This is a genomic window from Rhizobium sp. BK538, from assembly GCF_014197575.1.
Classification (GTDB): domain Bacteria; phylum Pseudomonadota; class Alphaproteobacteria; order Rhizobiales; family Rhizobiaceae; genus Rhizobium.
The window spans coordinates 422,038-438,540 of sequence record NZ_JACIFT010000001.1 but is presented as its reverse complement, the minus strand read 5'-3'; the positions used below and the strand labels follow the sequence as shown (position 1 = coordinate 438,540).

Annotated in this window: 13 protein-coding genes and 2 pseudogenes; 5 read left to right on the top strand and 10 right to left on the bottom strand. The window is 59.8% G+C overall.

Annotation, left to right across the window (positions count from 1 at the left end; all coding sequences use genetic code 11):
- Nucleotides 1-57: 57 nt before the first annotated feature.
- From FHX09_RS02125 to FHX09_RS02115, 3 genes and pseudogenes are all read left to right on the top strand, one after another.
- Nucleotides 58-1,049: pseudogene (locus tag FHX09_RS02125) on the top strand (GTP-binding protein).
- Nucleotides 1,050-1,127: 78 nt separating this feature from the next.
- Nucleotides 1,128-1,541 carry a Fur family transcriptional regulator gene (locus FHX09_RS02120; protein ID WP_132593901.1) on the top strand — a complete coding sequence of 138 codons (414 nt, stop codon included), beginning with the start codon at nucleotides 1,128-1,130 and terminating at the stop codon, nucleotides 1,539-1,541.
- Between the two features lie 42 nt (nucleotides 1,542-1,583).
- Nucleotides 1,584-2,552 (top strand): annotated as a pseudogene (locus FHX09_RS02115) (GTP-binding protein); the annotation flags it as partial.
- Between the two features lie 605 nt (nucleotides 2,553-3,157).
- Here the strand turns inward: FHX09_RS02115 and FHX09_RS02110 are convergent.
- From FHX09_RS02110 to FHX09_RS02100, 3 genes are all read right to left on the bottom strand, one after another.
- The gene (locus tag FHX09_RS02110) at nucleotides 3,158-4,441 is read right to left on the bottom strand and encodes a type II toxin-antitoxin system HipA family toxin (protein ID WP_184449224.1); all 1,284 of its coding nucleotides are present in this window, start codon (nucleotides 4,439-4,441) and stop codon (nucleotides 3,158-3,160) included.
- Nucleotides 4,441-4,791 carry a helix-turn-helix transcriptional regulator gene (locus FHX09_RS02105; protein WP_132593905.1) on the bottom strand — a complete coding sequence of 117 codons (351 nt, stop codon included), beginning with the start codon at nucleotides 4,789-4,791 and terminating at the stop codon, nucleotides 4,441-4,443. Before FHX09_RS02105 ends, FHX09_RS02110 begins: the two co-directional genes overlap by 1 nt.
- Before the next feature lie 260 nt (nucleotides 4,792-5,051).
- Nucleotides 5,052-5,201 (bottom strand): hypothetical protein, encoded by a 150-nt coding sequence (locus FHX09_RS02100; RefSeq protein WP_165933187.1) that lies wholly within the window; start codon nucleotides 5,199-5,201, stop codon nucleotides 5,052-5,054.
- Between the two features lie 64 nt (nucleotides 5,202-5,265).
- On the opposite strand from FHX09_RS02100, the gene FHX09_RS29580 reads away from it, so the two are divergent.
- Together FHX09_RS29580 and FHX09_RS29575 are read left to right on the top strand one after the other, a co-directional pair.
- Nucleotides 5,266-5,658: a recombinase family protein gene (locus tag FHX09_RS29580; protein ID WP_348649153.1), complete on the top strand. Its 393-nt coding sequence runs from the start codon at nucleotides 5,266-5,268 to the stop codon at nucleotides 5,656-5,658.
- Nucleotides 5,655-6,056 (top strand): recombinase family protein, encoded by a 402-nt coding sequence (locus FHX09_RS29575; RefSeq protein WP_348649152.1) that lies wholly within the window; start codon nucleotides 5,655-5,657, stop codon nucleotides 6,054-6,056. Before FHX09_RS29580 ends, FHX09_RS29575 begins: the two co-directional genes overlap by 4 nt.
- Here FHX09_RS29575 and FHX09_RS02090 read toward each other — a convergent pair.
- From FHX09_RS02090 to FHX09_RS02060, 7 genes are all read right to left on the bottom strand, one after another.
- Entirely contained in the window at nucleotides 6,004-6,924 is a 921-nt protein-coding gene (locus tag FHX09_RS02090; RefSeq protein ID WP_184449222.1) for a zincin-like metallopeptidase domain-containing protein, read from the bottom strand. The genes FHX09_RS29575 and FHX09_RS02090 overlap by 53 nt on opposite strands.
- Nucleotides 6,925-7,319: 395 nt before the next feature.
- Nucleotides 7,320-8,690 carry an alpha-glucosidase/alpha-galactosidase gene (locus FHX09_RS02085; RefSeq protein ID WP_183722034.1) on the bottom strand — a complete coding sequence of 457 codons (1,371 nt, stop codon included), beginning with the start codon at nucleotides 8,688-8,690 and terminating at the stop codon, nucleotides 7,320-7,322.
- 21 nt (nucleotides 8,691-8,711) lie between these two features.
- Complete coding sequence (locus FHX09_RS02080) at nucleotides 8,712-10,379, bottom strand: ABC transporter ATP-binding protein (RefSeq protein WP_183722037.1); 1,668 nt, start codon at nucleotides 10,377-10,379, stop codon at nucleotides 8,712-8,714.
- A 10-nt stretch (nucleotides 10,380-10,389) separates the two neighbouring features.
- Nucleotides 10,390-11,523: an ABC transporter permease gene (locus FHX09_RS02075; RefSeq protein ID WP_132593913.1), complete on the bottom strand. Its 1,134-nt coding sequence runs from the start codon at nucleotides 11,521-11,523 to the stop codon at nucleotides 10,390-10,392.
- Between the two features lies 1 nt (nucleotide 11,524).
- The gene (locus FHX09_RS02070; RefSeq protein WP_184449220.1) at nucleotides 11,525-12,532 is read right to left on the bottom strand and encodes an ABC transporter permease; all 1,008 of its coding nucleotides are present in this window, start codon (nucleotides 12,530-12,532) and stop codon (nucleotides 11,525-11,527) included.
- A 112-nt stretch (nucleotides 12,533-12,644) separates the two neighbouring features.
- Nucleotides 12,645-14,732: an ABC transporter substrate-binding protein gene (locus FHX09_RS02065; RefSeq protein WP_132593917.1), complete on the bottom strand. Its 2,088-nt coding sequence runs from the start codon at nucleotides 14,730-14,732 to the stop codon at nucleotides 12,645-12,647.
- A 122-nt stretch (nucleotides 14,733-14,854) separates the two neighbouring features.
- Nucleotides 14,855-16,321 (bottom strand): alpha-glucosidase/alpha-galactosidase, encoded by a 1,467-nt coding sequence (locus FHX09_RS02060; protein WP_132593918.1) that lies wholly within the window; start codon nucleotides 16,319-16,321, stop codon nucleotides 14,855-14,857.
- Nucleotides 16,322-16,503: the final 182 nt, after the last annotated feature.

The window sequence follows — 16,503 nt, the reverse complement described above, 5'->3', positions numbered from 1 at the left end:
AACAATCCATCCGCCAACCACCCGCGACCAAATAACGCGCTGGAAAGGACGATCCCGATGTCAGTGGAAGCCGTCGCAAAGCTAGACCCCACCCCCGTCACTGTTCTTACGGGCTATCTGGGTGCGGGAAAGTGAACCGCATCCTGTCCGAGCCGCACGGACGAAAGTACGCCGTCATCGTCAACGAGTTCGGCGAGGTCGGCATCGACAACGACCTGATCGTTGACGCCGACGAGGAAGTCTTCGAGATGAACAACGGCTGCATCTGCTGCACCGTTCGTGGCGACCTCATCCGCATCATCGAGGGCCTGATGCGCCGTCGCGGCCGTTTCGACGGCATCCTGATCGAGACAACGGGCCTCGCCGATCCCGCACCGATCGCCCAGACCTTCCTCGTCGATGAGGACGTGAGAGCCAAGACCCGGCTCGATTCAATCATCACCGTCGTCGATGCCAAGCACTTTTTGGGTGAGATCGACAAGGCACACGAGGCGCAGGAACAGCTTGCCTTCGCCGATACTGTCATCCTCAACAAGATCGACCTCGTGTCCCCAGATGAGATCAAGGCCGTCGAGGAACGCATCCGCAGGCTCAATCCATTCGCGGCGCTCATCCATGCCAACCGTTGCGACGTCGATATCGCTGCCTTGCTGGACCGCAGGGCCTTCGACCTCGATCGCCTCCTCGAGGTGGAACCCGATTTTCTCGATGAAGTCCACGAGCACGAGCACGACGATCATGTGACCAGCATTTCGCTCGTGGAACATGCGCCGCTCGATCCGCAGAAATTCTTCCGCTGGATCGAATATATCGTGCAGGCTTACGGCACCGACATCCTGCGTATGAAAGGGATCATGTCGTTCGGCGATGACGACGACCGCTACGTTGTTCAGTCCGTCCATATGCTGATGGAGGGCGATCATCAGCGCCCCTGGAAGCCGGACGAGCGACGTGTTTCCCGGCTCGTCTTCATAGGCCGCGACCTGCCTCGGGACATCATTTCCGATGGATTTGGCAAGTGCCGCGCGACGCGTGTCGCTGCTGAATAAGCGAGCTCACGAGGGGGATCGGAGGTCCGCCGCTTGCTCCGATCAGCTGATTTTACCTCTAAGAGTCCGAGCCACATCATGCCTCAAGACGCTGCCACCGAACATAGGAAACTGACCCGAAACCAGGGCCTCGTCCTGTCTGTCCTCGAGGGAGCTGGGCAGCCACTCAGTGCCTATGGTATCCTTGACCGGCTGCGCGGCGAGGGCCTGAAGGCACCGCTTCAGGTCTACCGCGCACTCGACAAGCTCGTCGAGGTAGGCCGAGTTCATCGTCTCGAAAGCATGAACGCCTTCGTCGTCTGCTGCCACTCGAACCACGGGCACATCCATTCCCGGTTCACGGCCTTCGAAATCTGCGACGCTTGCGGCAAAGCCTCCGAATTTCACGATGAAGCTATGGAAGACGCGTTGATGCAGCACGCCCGCAACGGCCGCTTCAAGATCAGGACGACAGCCATCGAAGTCAGGGGCATCTGTCGCGAGTGCCGCTAGCCGCTGTCCATTTCAATGACCTATCCCAAGGAGATTACAACCATGCGGGACAAACTCCCCGTTACCGTGCTTTCAGGCTTTCTCGGGGCCGGAAAGACCACCCTTCTCAATCACATACTTGCAAATCGCGAAGGCCTCCATGTAGCACTCATCGTCAACGACATGAGCGAGATCAATATCGATGCCGCGCTCGTTCGGGACGGCGGTGCCAACCTGTCGCGGACGCAGGAGCAACTGGTCGAGATGACCAACGGCTGCATCTGTTGCACCCTGCGCGACGACCTGCTCAAGGAAGTGCGGGCACTCGCCGATCAGGGACGATTCGACTATCTCCTCATCGAATCGGCAGGCATTGCCGAGCCGCTGCCGGTCGCCGCCACCTTCGATTTCCGTGACGAGAACGGAATGAGCCTGTCCGACGTCGCCCGGCTCGACACTATGGTGACGGTGGTCGACGCCGCCAATCTGCTCAAGGACTACAGTTCCTCGGATTTCCTCTCCGATCGGGGTGAAACCGCCGGCGAAGGCGACGTCCGCACCATCGTCGACCTCCTCGTCGAGCAGATCGAGTTTGCCGATGTCGTCGTGCTCAACAAGGTCAGCCTCGCCTCGTCGGCCGAGCTTGATGCGGCGCGCAAGATCGTCGTCGCACTCAATCCCGATGCCACGATACTGGAGGCGGACTTCGGCTGTGTCGAGCTCCGTGACGTGCTTGGGACCGGCCGGTTCGATTTCGACCGGGCGGCCGAGCATCCGCTCTGGTACAAGGAATTGCACGGTTTCAAGGACCACGTGCCAGAGACCGAAGAATACGGCATTCGCTCCTTCGTCTACCGAGCAAAAAAGCCATTCAACCCACTGTCGTTCAAGGCGTTTATCGATCGGTCCTGGCCCGGCGTGGTTCGTACCACGGGTTTCTTCTGGCTGGCGACGCGGCCCAATTTTGTCGGCGAGATCAGTCAGGCCGACGCGCAGGTTCGCACAGGCAAGGCCGGTCTCTGGGCGGCATCGGCATGGCGACGCTCGATGCGATGCGGCAAGCATCGCAGCCATGATCGACATGTTTGCCCGGCTTGCCATCTTCTTCAGGAATACAAAGCGACGCCACCGAGCCATCTGGAAGGACGTATGTCGCCAAATTGTCCGTTGGGGCAGCGACCACAGGGCGAGGAGAAAATCCGAGAACAACGAGCAGCATCGCGCAGAATATGCGCGACGCGACGCCAAACGTTTTCCCGTGCTTGCTCATGTGCCGATTCGAACCGAATTGGCTGGATTGACAACCTCGTCCGCGGAGAACAGATTTTCCGCATTGCAATTGGCTGCGGGTGTCAGCCAACCCGATTTGCACCTGCGACACTAAGCCGTTGATTTTATTGGCGGTAGAATCGCGGCGCCGATTTTGGCGCAAGACAAAGAACCAGGTAACCTATTGTGCCACCAAGGTTTTTTCGTCTTATATTGGTTGCGGGGGGGCAGGATTTAATCTTAACTTGCGATCATCGCCCCTGCCCCGTGCTCTACTGAAATCTCTTCCTATCGGTGGCCATAGATGCGTCGCCTGAACGGATGACGGTTTCCCTTGTCGCCGATTAGTCTGAAGTCGCCCCAAAAGCTCAACCCATCGCTTCCTTGACCAGCGTTAGCGTCTCAAGTCTGTCGATGATCCGTTTTGCCCGCTCTTCACCAAGCAATTCGGGAGCGGCTGACGGCCATAGCTCCAGCGCGCGTTCCACGGCCAACGTCACTTCACGAATGATCCATTTCGGATCGACCTGGAGAAAACTCGCCACCCGCTCAAAGCGATGTAAATTTACGCTTTCAAAACTGTGTGTTTTTACAAACCTGAGGGCCATAGTATCTCTGGGCATGTAAAGTACAGTAGGCACGATGTCGTATGCTGGTGAAAGACGGATTTCGCCTGGCTGTGGAAAGCAGAAAGACCAGTTCTTCAGGTGATTGTCGCCGTTTCCCAGCAGGACATCCGCGACCACACGACGAATAGCCTCCGATATGTCGGCGCGATGATCGGTGCTGAAGCGTCGAACCATGTTGATGATCGTCTCGGTCGTAGCCATCGTATACTTGCGATCGCCAATCGCCCCGATGATCTGCCCTGCGTCTTCGATGTGAATGCGATGCCCATCGGCTGTACGGTCGAACCGATCGACGACAAGGACGTTTTCACCACGCGTCAGAAACTCGGCAGGCACACCTGTTATCGCGTCACGCGAGACAAGACGGCATTTGGCGGTCCGGACTCCGATCAACCCGGCCAAACGCATCGCACCGTACTCTGCTTCGGGAAGGCTGGGAAATTGTTCGCTCGCCACTTTTATGATGCAGCGGCCGGTGTCGCCGCGTCCAGGCACGGTCAGACGCTCGCCATCCGGATTGGCCGTGAACTTCAACTGAATGCCGGCGAGCGAGAATTTGACGGCGCCTTCCGGCAGCGGTGCCTGGAAGCCCTGGACCCTATCCAGAGTAAGCGGGCCTGCGGAGGATGGCACCCCAGTTTCCGGCACGATGAGAACGGCACCTGGGAGATCCGCGCCGAGCCTAGTCAGCACGTCGAACTCGTCGTGATCACCGGAGCCCATTTCGGCCAGGACGAGCTCCCGAAGAGCACCTTCCGGTAGAAGCCCGGAAAACCAAGGGGGCAACGTTCCGTGCAGACCGATTTTGTCCCCTCTATTCGAAAGCCGATCGCGCGTGCCCTCGTCGTTTTCAGGATCATACCAGCCGAGGCTTAGAATCGGGCGCTCAGGCTCTCTCAGATAGGTCTCCGCAACGGCAAACGCGACGCCGCCATCGGCATCACGTGTCAACGTCCCTACCCTCACCGCGCCTAACCTGCGATCGAGAAGATGAACACCGAGGATAACGGGGGCCTTTGCCATTAGTTATCCTCCTCATCCTCTTCGCCAAGATCGATGAACAACTCGTCGAAGGCTGAGGGCGTCTGCTTCGATTGTCGCTTCTCTGAGCCAGTCTCCTCGATCAATCCGCGGACTTCGGCAACCCGCGAGCGCGGAACCAAGACGGGTGTCAAATCGAGAGCATCGCAAATCTCGGCAAAAAGGGTCAGACGATCGCGACCCCAGCGATTGCTGGCCAGATCGCGCTCCAGTTCGGAGATGCGTGCCCGATTGCGGCCAAGCCGGGCGGCGATTTCCGGCTGGCTCAAACCACGCCGCTTTCGAGCGGCGCGAAGCTGCGTACCTAAGATATTGAAGACAGTCTCCAGCATACGGAATTCCGATCGCTTCTGGCTTAACATGCGGAATATCGCTACGTCTCAGTCGCCGACTTTGCAAGCGGAATTCCGCTATATTGCACTTCTTGATGCGGAATAACGCAACTTAGCGACTATCAGTGACGAATTTTCCAGAAATGTCATGGCTAAGTTCGCGGCTCTCCTTCGAAAACTTGCCGCTCTGCGGGCAATTTCCATCCCGTTTCGGAAAATCTCATCGACGGTTGCGATCGGAGACGGCAGACTGCTGACGATCACAATGTGTGGCCGGCGGCCTTCAGTGCTGCCGCAATCGTGGTGAGCGGAAGCAGCAGCGAGCGTGGCGTGTCGATGAGCGGAAGCGCGCCGAGTGTCTTGTACCAATCAGCGACCTGATCATTCTTGGCATCGATCGCCAGAACCACGCCACCGACTTAGGTGGCGGCAGGCCGATGTTGCCACTTTCTACAAGCATCTGAAGTTCGCGGCGTGCCGATCGTCACGCTGGCCGAGGGAGAGATCAGCGAACTGCATCTCGGCCTCAAGGGCACGATGAACGCGCTGTTCCTCAAGGACCTTGCCGCCAAGACTCATCGCGGCATCCGTGGTCGCGTCGAGGAGAGCAAGTCAGGCGGCGGACTCTGCTTCGGCTACAATGTCGTCAAGCAACTGGATTCTCGCGGCGATCCCATTCGCGGCGACCGCGAGGTCAACGAGGCCGAGGCCAATGTCGAGCGGCGGATTTTCCGCGAATTCGCCGCCGGCGTCGGCCCGCGCACGATCGCCCGCACCTTAAACGAGAAAGGCATCCCCGGCCCGAACGGCAAGCTCTGGAGCGACACGACCATCCGCGGCCACGTGAAGCGGGCACTGGTCTGGTGAACAATGAACTCTACATCGGCCGTCTCATCTGGAACCGGATGCGCTATATCAAGGATCCCTCCACCGGGAAGCGTGTCTCGCGGCTGAACCCCGAATCGGAATGGATCATCAAGGACGTGTCGGAACTGCGCATCATCGATGTCCAATTGTGGCAGGCGGTCCGCGAACGTCAGGGCGAGATCGCCGCGAAGTACGCCAACGTCACCGAGGCCGTACGCATGCACCATAAACCGCCTGAACGGCACGCGCCGCCGAAGTCACTGCTGTCGGGGCTGGTGTTCTGCGGTTGCTGCGGAGGCTCCTACTCGCTTCGCGGCGTTGCGGGGCAGGATTTGAACCTGCGGCTCACGCCGCCTCCCCTTCCTCATGCTCCGGCTGCAGATGGTGCAGGTAGCTGACAGCGCGTTGCGCGTGGCTGGCCGCAGTAAAGATCGCCCGCTTGTCGCCTGAGAGAACCTTGAGCCAGGAGGCGAGATAGCTCGCATGGTCGGGCCGCGGCTCGAGTTCTGGAACAATGCCGAGATCGGCGCAGAGGAAGCAACTGCCGAGCTCGGCGATCAGTTCCTCGCGGGCGCGTTCGCTGTTGTCCTTGGCGTAACGGTTGAGGTCGCGATTAAGACGATGCGGGGCTGCCGTCCAGTGGGTCAGCTCATGACTGAGGATGGCGACATAGGATTGAGCATCCCGGAAGGCTTCGAAGGCCGGCATCTGGATGTAATCGCGGGCCGGGGCGTAGTATGCCGACGATCCGCCGTGCCGGATCAGGGCGCCGGTGTTGGCGAAGAAGCGGTCGGCATGCCCGATCCGGCTGATCGGATCTGGAACCGGTGTGACTGGCCGGAAACGCTCGCCAAGTCCTGTGATCTGTTCGGTGTTGAAGACGGTGTAGGCTTTCAGAAACGGGATGTCGTGCTCGACCGCATCGCCGATCTCATTGGTTTCGGCCCGGATAAAGGAGCTGGCAAAGACGACTGTCGTTCCGGTCTCGCCCTTGCGAACGGCAGCACCGAGTTCCAGGGCCTGACGAAATGTCATCCAGGTCGACGAGGTAAAGCCGCGGGCAATGGCTTCGGACCAGAGGAGCAGGACGTTGATGCCGGAATAGGGTTGGCCGTTGTGACGCAGGGGCCGGGTGATGCGGTCGCTTGCCTGTGTCGTGTTCCAGGGCTGCATCCAAGGTCTGACGCCCTGTTTAAGCTCGGCGACGATCTTGTCGGTGATGCGGCTGTAGAGATCGGATCGTTGGCTTGTTGGCTGCCTCGTCATGTTTAAACCTCCGTTTAAGGTCGCGACCATCGCGACCTGCTACGGCGGTCCAAAAGCCGGGCTCAAGCGCTGGCCTGCACCCGATAGGGCCGCAACGGCAGTGGAGGACGGCAAAGCCGTTGCGGGGCAACGCTGGGCCGGCAGGACCTCAAAGCCGGGGCAGGACGCGAGGCGCGGGCATCAGCGGGATGTTCAACCGCAGGCTGGCAAACCAAAGATCGGCAGACGGGCGGCGGAACAGTGAGGGTTATCCGAACACGGCCGCCCTTACCTTCCCGGCCGCCTCTCCCCGAGATCGGGCGGAAACCGGTCTGTCCGGCATGACGCGACGGCCAAAAAAAGTCCCGCGGCAAAGCCGCGGGACCTCTTAGTGGCCGTGACCGGGAGAGAGATGGTCAGGCGGCCTGAACCTTGCGGCCGGTGCGCGCCCATGCGGGCAGCCAGTCGCCGTGGGTGGCGAGCAGATCGTCGACCATGGACCAGATCTGGTCGAGGTCGAGTTCCGCAGCCGTATGCGGGTCCATCATCGCGGCGTGGTAGATATGCTCGCGATTTTCCGTCATCAGCGCCTGGACCGTCAGTTCCTGGACGTTGATGTTGGTGCGCATCAGCGCCGTCAGTTGCGGCGGCAGGTCGCCGATAAAGGTCGGCTGGATGCCGGAAGCGTCAACGAGGCACGGCACTTCGGCGGCGCAGTTGGCGGGCAGCGAGGTGATGCAGCCATTATTGCGGACGTTGCCGTAGATCACTGAGGGTTCGCCAGTCCATACCGAATTGATGATCGAGGACGCGTACTCCTTCGACTGTTTAACTTCGATCTTGTCGGCCGAACGATAGGCTTCCGCCTGTCCCTTCCAGCGCTCGATCTGCTCGATGCAACGCTTCGGATATTCGTCGAGCGGAATACCGAACTTCTCGATCAGGTCCTCGCGACCTTCCTTGATGAAGTAGGGCGTGTACTCGGCAAAATGCTCCGAGCTCTCGGTGACGAAGTAGCCGAGCCGCGTCAGCATTTCATAGCGCACCTTGTTCGGGCAGCGCGGATTCCAGCCGGGCTTCGGCGCGCGCCCTTCGCGATAGGCGTGGACCAGATCTGGATAGAGGTTCTTGTAAGAGCCATCGGGCTGACGATGCTCGAATTTCAGGTAGAAGGCCATGTGGTTGATGCCGGCCGAGCGGTAGCGAATTTCCTCGTAGGGAATATCGAGGTCGTGGGCGAGCTCCATCGCGGTGCCCTGTACCGAGTGGCAGAGGCCGACCTGCTTGATCGTGGGATATTTTTCCGCAATCGCCCAGGTGTTGATCGCCATCGGGTTGACGTATTGCAGCATGATCGCCTCGGGGCAGACGGCGAGCATGTCCTCGCAGATCTTCCACAGATGCGGCACGGTGCGCAGGCCGCGCATGATACCGCCGACGCCCAGCGTATCGGCGATCGTCTGGCGCAGCCCGTATTTCTTCGGGATTTCGAAGTCGGTGACGGTGCAGGGCTCGTAGCCGCCGATCTGGAAGGCGACGACGACGAAGTCAGCACCCGTCAGCGCCTTGCGCTGGTCGGAGTAAGTCTCTGCCTTCGCCTTGACCCCAAGCGTTGAGATCAGCTTGTTGACGACGATGGCGCTTTCTTCGAGGCGCTGCGGATTGATATCCATCAATGCGATGGTGGCGCCAGACAGCGCCGGCCGCTGCAGCACGTCACCGATAATGTTCTTCATGAAGACGGTGGAGCCAGCTCCGATAAACGTGATCTTGGGATTTCTTGCCATTATAACCTCCGGCATGTGCAATCAGGCTACCTCGAAAGCGGCTTTGACGAGCCGTTCCGTGTAGGCGGTCTTGGGATTGGTGAGAACTTCGTTGACGGGTCCCTCTTCCATGATCTTGCCATGCTGCATGACGATCACACGGTGGCAAAGGGCGCGCACGACTTTGAGGTCGTGCGAGATGAAGAGGTAGCTGAGGCCGCGCTCGTCCTGCAGCTTGCGCAGCAATTCGATGATCTGGGCCTGGACGGACAAATCAAGCGCCGAGGTCGGTTCGTCTAGCAGGATGAACTCCGGCTCGAGCGCGACGGCGCGAGCGATCGCGATGCGTTGGCGCTGACCGCCGGAAAACTCGTGGGGAAAGCGCGACAGGATATTGCCGGGCATGCCCGCCGCTGTCAGTGCCTCGCGAACGCGCTCGAGCCGTTCAGCCCTGGTCGCGCCCAGTTGGTTGACAATCAACCCCTCCTCGATGATCTGGCCGATCGTCATGCGCGGATTGAGCGACGAGAACGGATCTTGAAAGACGACCTGCATGCGCGAACGCAGCGGCCGCATCTCGGCCCGTGATTTGCCGTGGATAGGCAGCTTGTCGAAAAAGATCTCGCCGCCGTCAGGATCATTCAGTCGAAGCAGAGCCTGTCCGAACGTCGTCTTGCCGGAACCGGATTCGCCGACCAAGCCCAGCGTCTCATGGCGGCGAAGCGTCAGGTTCAGGCTATCGACGGCAACCAGTTCCTTCAACTGTGGTTTGAAGAAGCTGCCGTGGCGCATCATGAAGGAGACGCGTACGTCCCTGGCCTCCAGGATAACATCCGATCCTTCCGGTAGCGGATTGGCCTGACCGCGCGGCTCGGAGCCGAGAAGATGCTTGGTGTAGGCATGCTGCGGGTTGGCAAACAGCCGCTCCGTCGTGTTGTGCTCGCGCATTTCACCATGCTGCATCACGTAGACGTAGTCGGAGAACTTGCGCACGACCGTCAGGTCGTGGGTAATGAGGATAACTGCCATGCGCAGTTCCGTCTGGAGATTGCGAATGAGATTGAGGATCTGAGCCTGCACGGTGACGTCTAGCGCCGTAGTGGGCTCGTCTGCAATCAGCACATCGGGATCGTTGGCAAGGGCCATGGCGATCATCACGCGCTGCCGCTGTCCGCCCGAAAGCTGATGTGGATACTGCTTCAGGCGTGCTTCCGGATCGGGGATCTGAACATGCTTCAAGAGTTCCAAGGCCCGCGCCTCGGCTTGCCTGCGGCTGACCCTGCGGTGGACGCGGATCGCTTCGACGATCTGGCTGCCGACCGTGTAGATCGGGTTCAGCGAACTCATCGGTTCCTGGAAGATCATCGAGATCCGATCGCCCCGCAGTCTGCGGCGCTGACGCTCCGAAAATGTCAGGATATTGGTGCCGTCATATTCCACGCTTGAGTTGTCGGAAACGGTGGCACGCTTCGACAGAAGCCCCATGACTGTGCGGGCCGTCACGGATTTGCCGGAACCGGACTCGCCGACAATGGCAATGGTTTCTCCACGGTAGAGCTGAAAGGAAATATCCTTCACCGCATCGACGATGCCGTGCTCGACCTTGAATTTGACGCCGATATTGCGGGCGTCGATGATCGGGCTTTCAGTGCGCCCCTCGTGATCGAGGCGAACGGGCGGGGCGAAGGAATTGACGAGTGCAAGGGCCATGTTCTTCACCTCAATAAGGATCGACTGCATCGCGCAGGCCATCGCCGAGCGCATTGAACGCAAAGACGGTAATCAGGACGAAACCGACGGGCGCCAGGATCCAGGGATAGGTGCCGATCACCGAGTAATTCGCGGTGTCCTGCAGCATCAGGCCCCAGGAAATCAGCGGCGGCTTCACGGCAAAGCCGAGGAAGCCGAGGAAGGATTCCAAGAGCACGACACTCGGGATATGCAGGGTGACCGCAACGATGACGTGGCTCATCACGTTCGGGAAGATGTGCTGGAAGATGATGCGCCGGTCGGTGGCGCCGACAGCCATGGCGGCACGCACATAGTCGATGCGGGCGAGCGCCAGCGTCTTGCCGCGCACCTCGCGCGACATCTGTGCCCAGCCGAGCGCCGACATGACGATGATCACGAAACCGAGGAAGACATTAGTCGGCGCCGTCACCGGGATCAGCGACGTCAGGGCGAGATAAAGAGGCAGTTGCGGGAAGGCGAGCACCACTTCGACGAAGCGCTGAACCCAGGTGTCGAAGGTGCCGCCGAAATAGCCTGATACCATGCCGACCGTCGTACCGATCATCGTCACGATGAGGACAACGGTGAGCGCGATCGTCAGCGAAATCCGCGAACCGATGATGGCTCGTGAAAGGACGTCACGGCCGAACTTGTCGGTTCCGAGAAAGTGCACCGGCTGGCCGTCCACCGAACCGAAGAAGTGCCGGCTCGCCGGGATGAGACCAAAGAGCTTGTATTCGGCACCGCTCACGAAAAAGCCGAGGAGGCGCGGATTGTCGTAGTCAGGGCCGACAATCGGCTGGAAGGTCACGGGATCGAGCTCTTCGGATTCACCGAGCGCATAGACACGCGGCGGATAGGCGAAGTTGCCGTCTTTGTCGCGAAAGCTGATAACCTGCGGCGGGGCAAAGCCGACATCGGTCGCCTTGGGATCCATCGGCGCGAAGAAATCCGCAAAGACTGCCATGAGAAGCAGCATGCCGACGAGGATGAGACCCATCACGCCGGTCCAAGAACGCCTCAGTCGGCGCCAGACGAGCGAAAGGTAGCTTTCATTGCCATGCGGTGCATTCTTGACAGATTCTTCGTGCGGTGGCGGGGGAGCGGAATCGAAGGCGAGCATATCAGGCTCCTCCGTACTGGCGGACGCGCGGGTCCAGCATGGCAAGCAGCATATCAGCGATGATGTTGCCGACGATCAGCGTGGCAGAGAGCACCATCATGAAGGTGGCCGTGACGTAGACGTCGCCGATCGCCATGGAACCGACGATGGCAGGACCGACGGTGGGAAGCGAGAAGATGATCGCAGTCTCGATTTCGCCGGTCAGCATGTAGGGAAGCACGACGCCCTGATACATCACGAGCGGGTGCAGCGCGTTAGGGACGGCGTGGCGCATGACGACCGCTTGGCCTGACAGTCCCTTGGCGCGAGCGGTTTCGACATACTGCGCGTTCAGTGTATCGAGGAGGTTGCCGCGCATGACGCGCATGTTGTAGGCGAGACCGCCGAAGGTGGCGATGGCGACAACCGGCCAGACATGGCTGACGAGATCGACGAACTTCGCCCAGGACCACGGCGCTCCACCAAATTGCGGTGAGAAGAAGCTGCCGATCTCCGAGACGTTGAATTGGAAGACAAGCAGGTAGACGATGATCAGCGCCATCAGGAAGCGTGGTACCGTCATGCCGAGGAAGGAGACGCCCGAAAGCAGGCTGTCGATCCAGGTGTACTGACGGGTGGCCGCCCAGATGCCGAAGCCGATGCCTAGCACGGATGCGAAGATGTGGCAGACCAAGGCAAGCGCCAGAGTGCGCGGCAGGCGCTCGGCCACGACATCGGCGACAGGCTTGTTGTAAAACATGCTGTAGCCGAAATCGCCTTGGGAAATGATGCCCTTGATCCAGTTGAAGTACTGGATGACCATCGGCTGATCGAGGCCATGGGCAATGCGGTAGGCCTGGGCCTGTTCATCCGCCTGAGCAAAGGAAGCCCCACTTTGATTGATCAGCTGCGAACGGATGTAGTCGGCATAGTCACCAGGCGGTGCCTGGATGATCGCGAACGTCACGTTGCTCAAAATGATGAGGACGGGTATCGCAGAGGCTATGCGCACGAGCAGGAATCGTAACATCGGACGGTTCGCTTCTCCTTGCCGCCAGTCGTGCCTGTCGGTACAGCCGGCTTGTTGATCTTACCCGGCCGCGCTTCACGCGCGACCGGAGTCCTCGGTTGGGAGGGAACTCTTAGTTGACTGGGCCCTTGTCACCGGGCTTGCCGGGCAGTTGCTCGGGGAACAGCTCGTATTTGCCCTGCTTGTCGGCAGCCACCCACAGACGTTCGCGGATGACGGAGTCTTCAGCCCAGTTGAACATGAAGATCGGGGTACCTTCGGGCACGTTCGAGAAGCGCTTGTTGATGATCAGCGCACCCGGATATTCCGTGAGCCCGACGGTATCGACATTCTCGGTCGCGACCTTCTGGTACTGCTTCATGAGTTCGACGCGCTCGTTGTTGTCCTGGCTGGCCTGAAACTTCGTGATAATACCCACCAGCTTCTCTTCGTAGGGCATCAGGTCAACTTTGCCGTCCTTGCCAGCGCGATGCTGCCAGCTCGTGCGTGGGCCGACGGGCGCAAGCTGCTCGGTGTTCTGGACCACCGACGCAAGCTCCGGCGAACTACGCTGGATCAACCAGTCGAAACGGCCGCCATAATGGGCATCGTCACGCTTTGCACCGTCCAAAGCATTGAGGACGACCTTTATGCCAAGCTTTTCCATCTGTCCGATGACGCCTTCGGCAAGGCTCTTGTCGGTCGCATACTGGTTGTTGACGAGAAGGACGATCTCAACGTTCTTGCCGTCGGCCGTTCCGGCGGGGAAATTGACGAAGCCGTCACCATCCGTGTCCTTCAAGCCAACCTTGGCAAGCAATTCCTTGGCGCCCTTCAGATCGAAGGGGTAATAGACGACGGAATTGCGATCGTAGAAGCTTGTGCCCGACGAGAGGCCACCGGGATAGATCGCCGTGAACGGACCCTTGACCAGCGAGTCACCGATCGCCTTGCGGTTGAGACCCATGGTGATCGCCTTGCGGAAGTCTTCATTGCGGTTGAGTTCGCGGATCGCCTGGCCACGGGCATCGGGATCGCCCCAGCCGTTGGCGGACAGGTTCATGCGCATGTTGTAGCCGATCAGGCGCGGTCCGAAGGCAAGACGCGCCGGCGCGGTCTTCTCGGCAGCGCGCTTCAGCGACGCCACGAAGTTTTCCGGTTGTTCCAGGTTGGAAAAATCGCCGGAACCTGCCACGGCCTGCACGTCGCGGTCGGCCCAGGTCGACAGCTTGTAGTGCAGCTCATTGAGGTAGGGCAGCTGATTGCCCTTCTCGTCGACCTTCCAGTAGTAGGGGTTGCGGCGCAACACGATGATGTCGTCGGGACGATATTCCACCGGCACCCAGGCCCCCATGACCGGGATGTTCATGTATTCCGGCGGGAAGGCATTCTTGAACTGGTCGTAGGTGTTCTTCGAGTATTTCGGATGCTGCGGCTTCAGGATATGCGACGGGCCTGGGCAAAAGCTCGGGTAGGCCATCGTATAAAGATACTGCTTCGGGAAAGCGTCCTTGAAGGTCCATTCGACGGTGTAGTCGTCGATCTTCGTCAGCGTCGTTCCCTCGCCGAAAGCCTCCGGCGATGCGCCGCCGCCGAGCGGCGAGACGTTGGGATCGATGACCTCGTCGTCCCAATAGAACATGACGTCGTCGGCGGTGAAGGGCACGCCGTCGGACCACTTTGCGCCTTCGACCAGGTGCATGGTCAGCTTATGGCCGTCCTGCGACCACTCCCAGCTCTTCGCAAGGTTCGGAAGCGGTTCGGTGTCCTTGGCCTGAATCTGGAAGAGAGGTGCGGTGCGCGTCAGGCATTCCGACATGCCGATATCGATGCCGCCCCAGCCCTGGGTCTGGCCGGCACCGTAATTCCATCCTTCTGGACGGCCGCCGATGACATGGCGCATGGTGTCGCCATAGACACCGACACCATCGACCATGTTCTCGGTCTTGAAGACGAGCGGCTCCTTGGGGAGGCGGTCCTTGACCGGTGGCAGCTTGCCAGTCGCGACGAAGTTCTTCGTCACCCAATCCGGCTCGTGATATTCAGGCAGCGCCTTGAACTCTTCGATCGTATCTCTCGAGACGTATTTGATCTTGCCCTCCGCCGGGAATTGCGGCGGTGCGGGCGGTGCCGTCGGCTCGGAAGCGTAGGCGTTCAAGGCCGAAACCGAGACGCTGAGCGCCAGTCCGGCAAGAATGCCAAGGTTACGGAAATTTTTCATCGTTTCTCCCTCTTGTTTCAGGGGGCACTTGGCCGCCCTGTTTCTCCTCAGACGATCCGGGGGACAGGTTTGCGCCGATGGGTTCCCTCCCGGAGCCCATCGCCACCCGTCCTCCGGGAAACTTAGACGGCCTGCTTCATTGCCGCCTTTTCGGCACGTAACTCCTCGATCGAGCGGACGTTGCGGCGGGCTGCGCCTTCCCAGTCGCGGGTCTTGACCGTCGACTTTGCCAGCCGCTCCTTGGCGGCTGGAACAACATTAGCATATTGCGGCAGCCAGCGTGCCTGGGCCACGACCATCTCGTCGACCATCTGCCAGACCTCTTCCGGGGTCGCGACAGCCCCGACCAGCGGGTCGTGCAGTACGGCAAGCTTCAGAAGGTCGATATCGCCGCTGATCGCTGCATGTACCGACATGCGCTGGACGTTGATCGACGCCATACAGGTGGCAGCGCAGGCTTCCGGAATGGTGATGCCCGAAACCATGTTGATGCCGAAGCGGTCAACGAAGCCGGGCGACTCGATGATCGCATCGCACGGCAGGTTGGTGATGACCCCATTGTTCTTGAGGTTGAAGTGACCGCGGTAGACGCGCCCCGTTTCCAGGGCCTCGAGGATATGGCTCGCATGCTCGTTCGAGCGCTTGGCCGGATCAATCGGCTTGGATGCCGATTCCAGAAATTGCGGGAACTCGGTCTCGAACCAGTTGCGGGTCTCGGTGGAGTGCCGGAGGTAGCCACCGGTTTCGCCATGGATCCAGTCGGACATGTCGATCCACTTGGTGATCTCGTCCGGGCGCTTGCGATACCAGGGGAGGTATTCCGACAGATGCCCGTTGCTTTCCGTGGAGTAGACGCCGAAGCGCTTCAGGACGTCGATACGTAGCTTTTCCTGCTGCGAGAAGACCGGATGCGCCTCGAAGGCTGCGACGAGCTCGTCCTTGCCGATCTTGCGCCCGTTGAGACGCAGGTCTACAAACCAGGTCTGGTGGTTGATGCCCGAGCAGATATAGTCGAGTTCGGAAGGCTGCTTTGCGCCAAGCACTTCGGCGATCTGTTCGGCGCCATGCTGGACACCATGGCAAAGCCCGACAGTGTCGACCTTGCCGTATTCGATCGCGGCCCAGGTGTTCATCGCCATCGGATTGGCGTAGTTCAGGAACTTGGCACCCGGCTCAGCAACTTCCCGGATATCCTTGCAGAAGTCGAGAATGACCGGAATATTGCGCTGGCCATAGAGAATGCCGCCAGCGCAAATCGTATCGCCGACGCACTGGTCGATGCCGTATTTCAACGGAATGCGGATGTCGTCCGCATAAGCCTCCAGACCGCCGACACGCACGCAGCTGATGATGTAGCGCGCACCCGTCAGTGCCTCGCGACGGTTGGTCGTCGCCGTCACCTTGGTCGGCAGCTTGTTGGAAGAAACGATCGTGTCGAGGATCTGCTTGATCATCTGCAGATTGTGTTCGCTCAAGTCGGTGAGCGCGAACTCAACGTCCTGGAATTCCGGCACGCAGAGGATGTCGGTGAACAGTTTTTTCGTGAAGCCGACGCTGCCCGCGCCGATGATAGCGATTTTGAAACTCATGATCCTTGCCTCAATGCGATCAATTTGCCGGCGCTGAAGGATGAGAAGAAGAATTGGACGCGGGCTTGCGCTCGACGCCAAAAAAGGCCAGAAATCCGGCTTATTCTCCTCCCCGCCGCTCCTCGGTGCTGGCGGTGTTCTCTCTCTTGAGAGCCGATTATGCGCATATTCGGCGAGGCCGC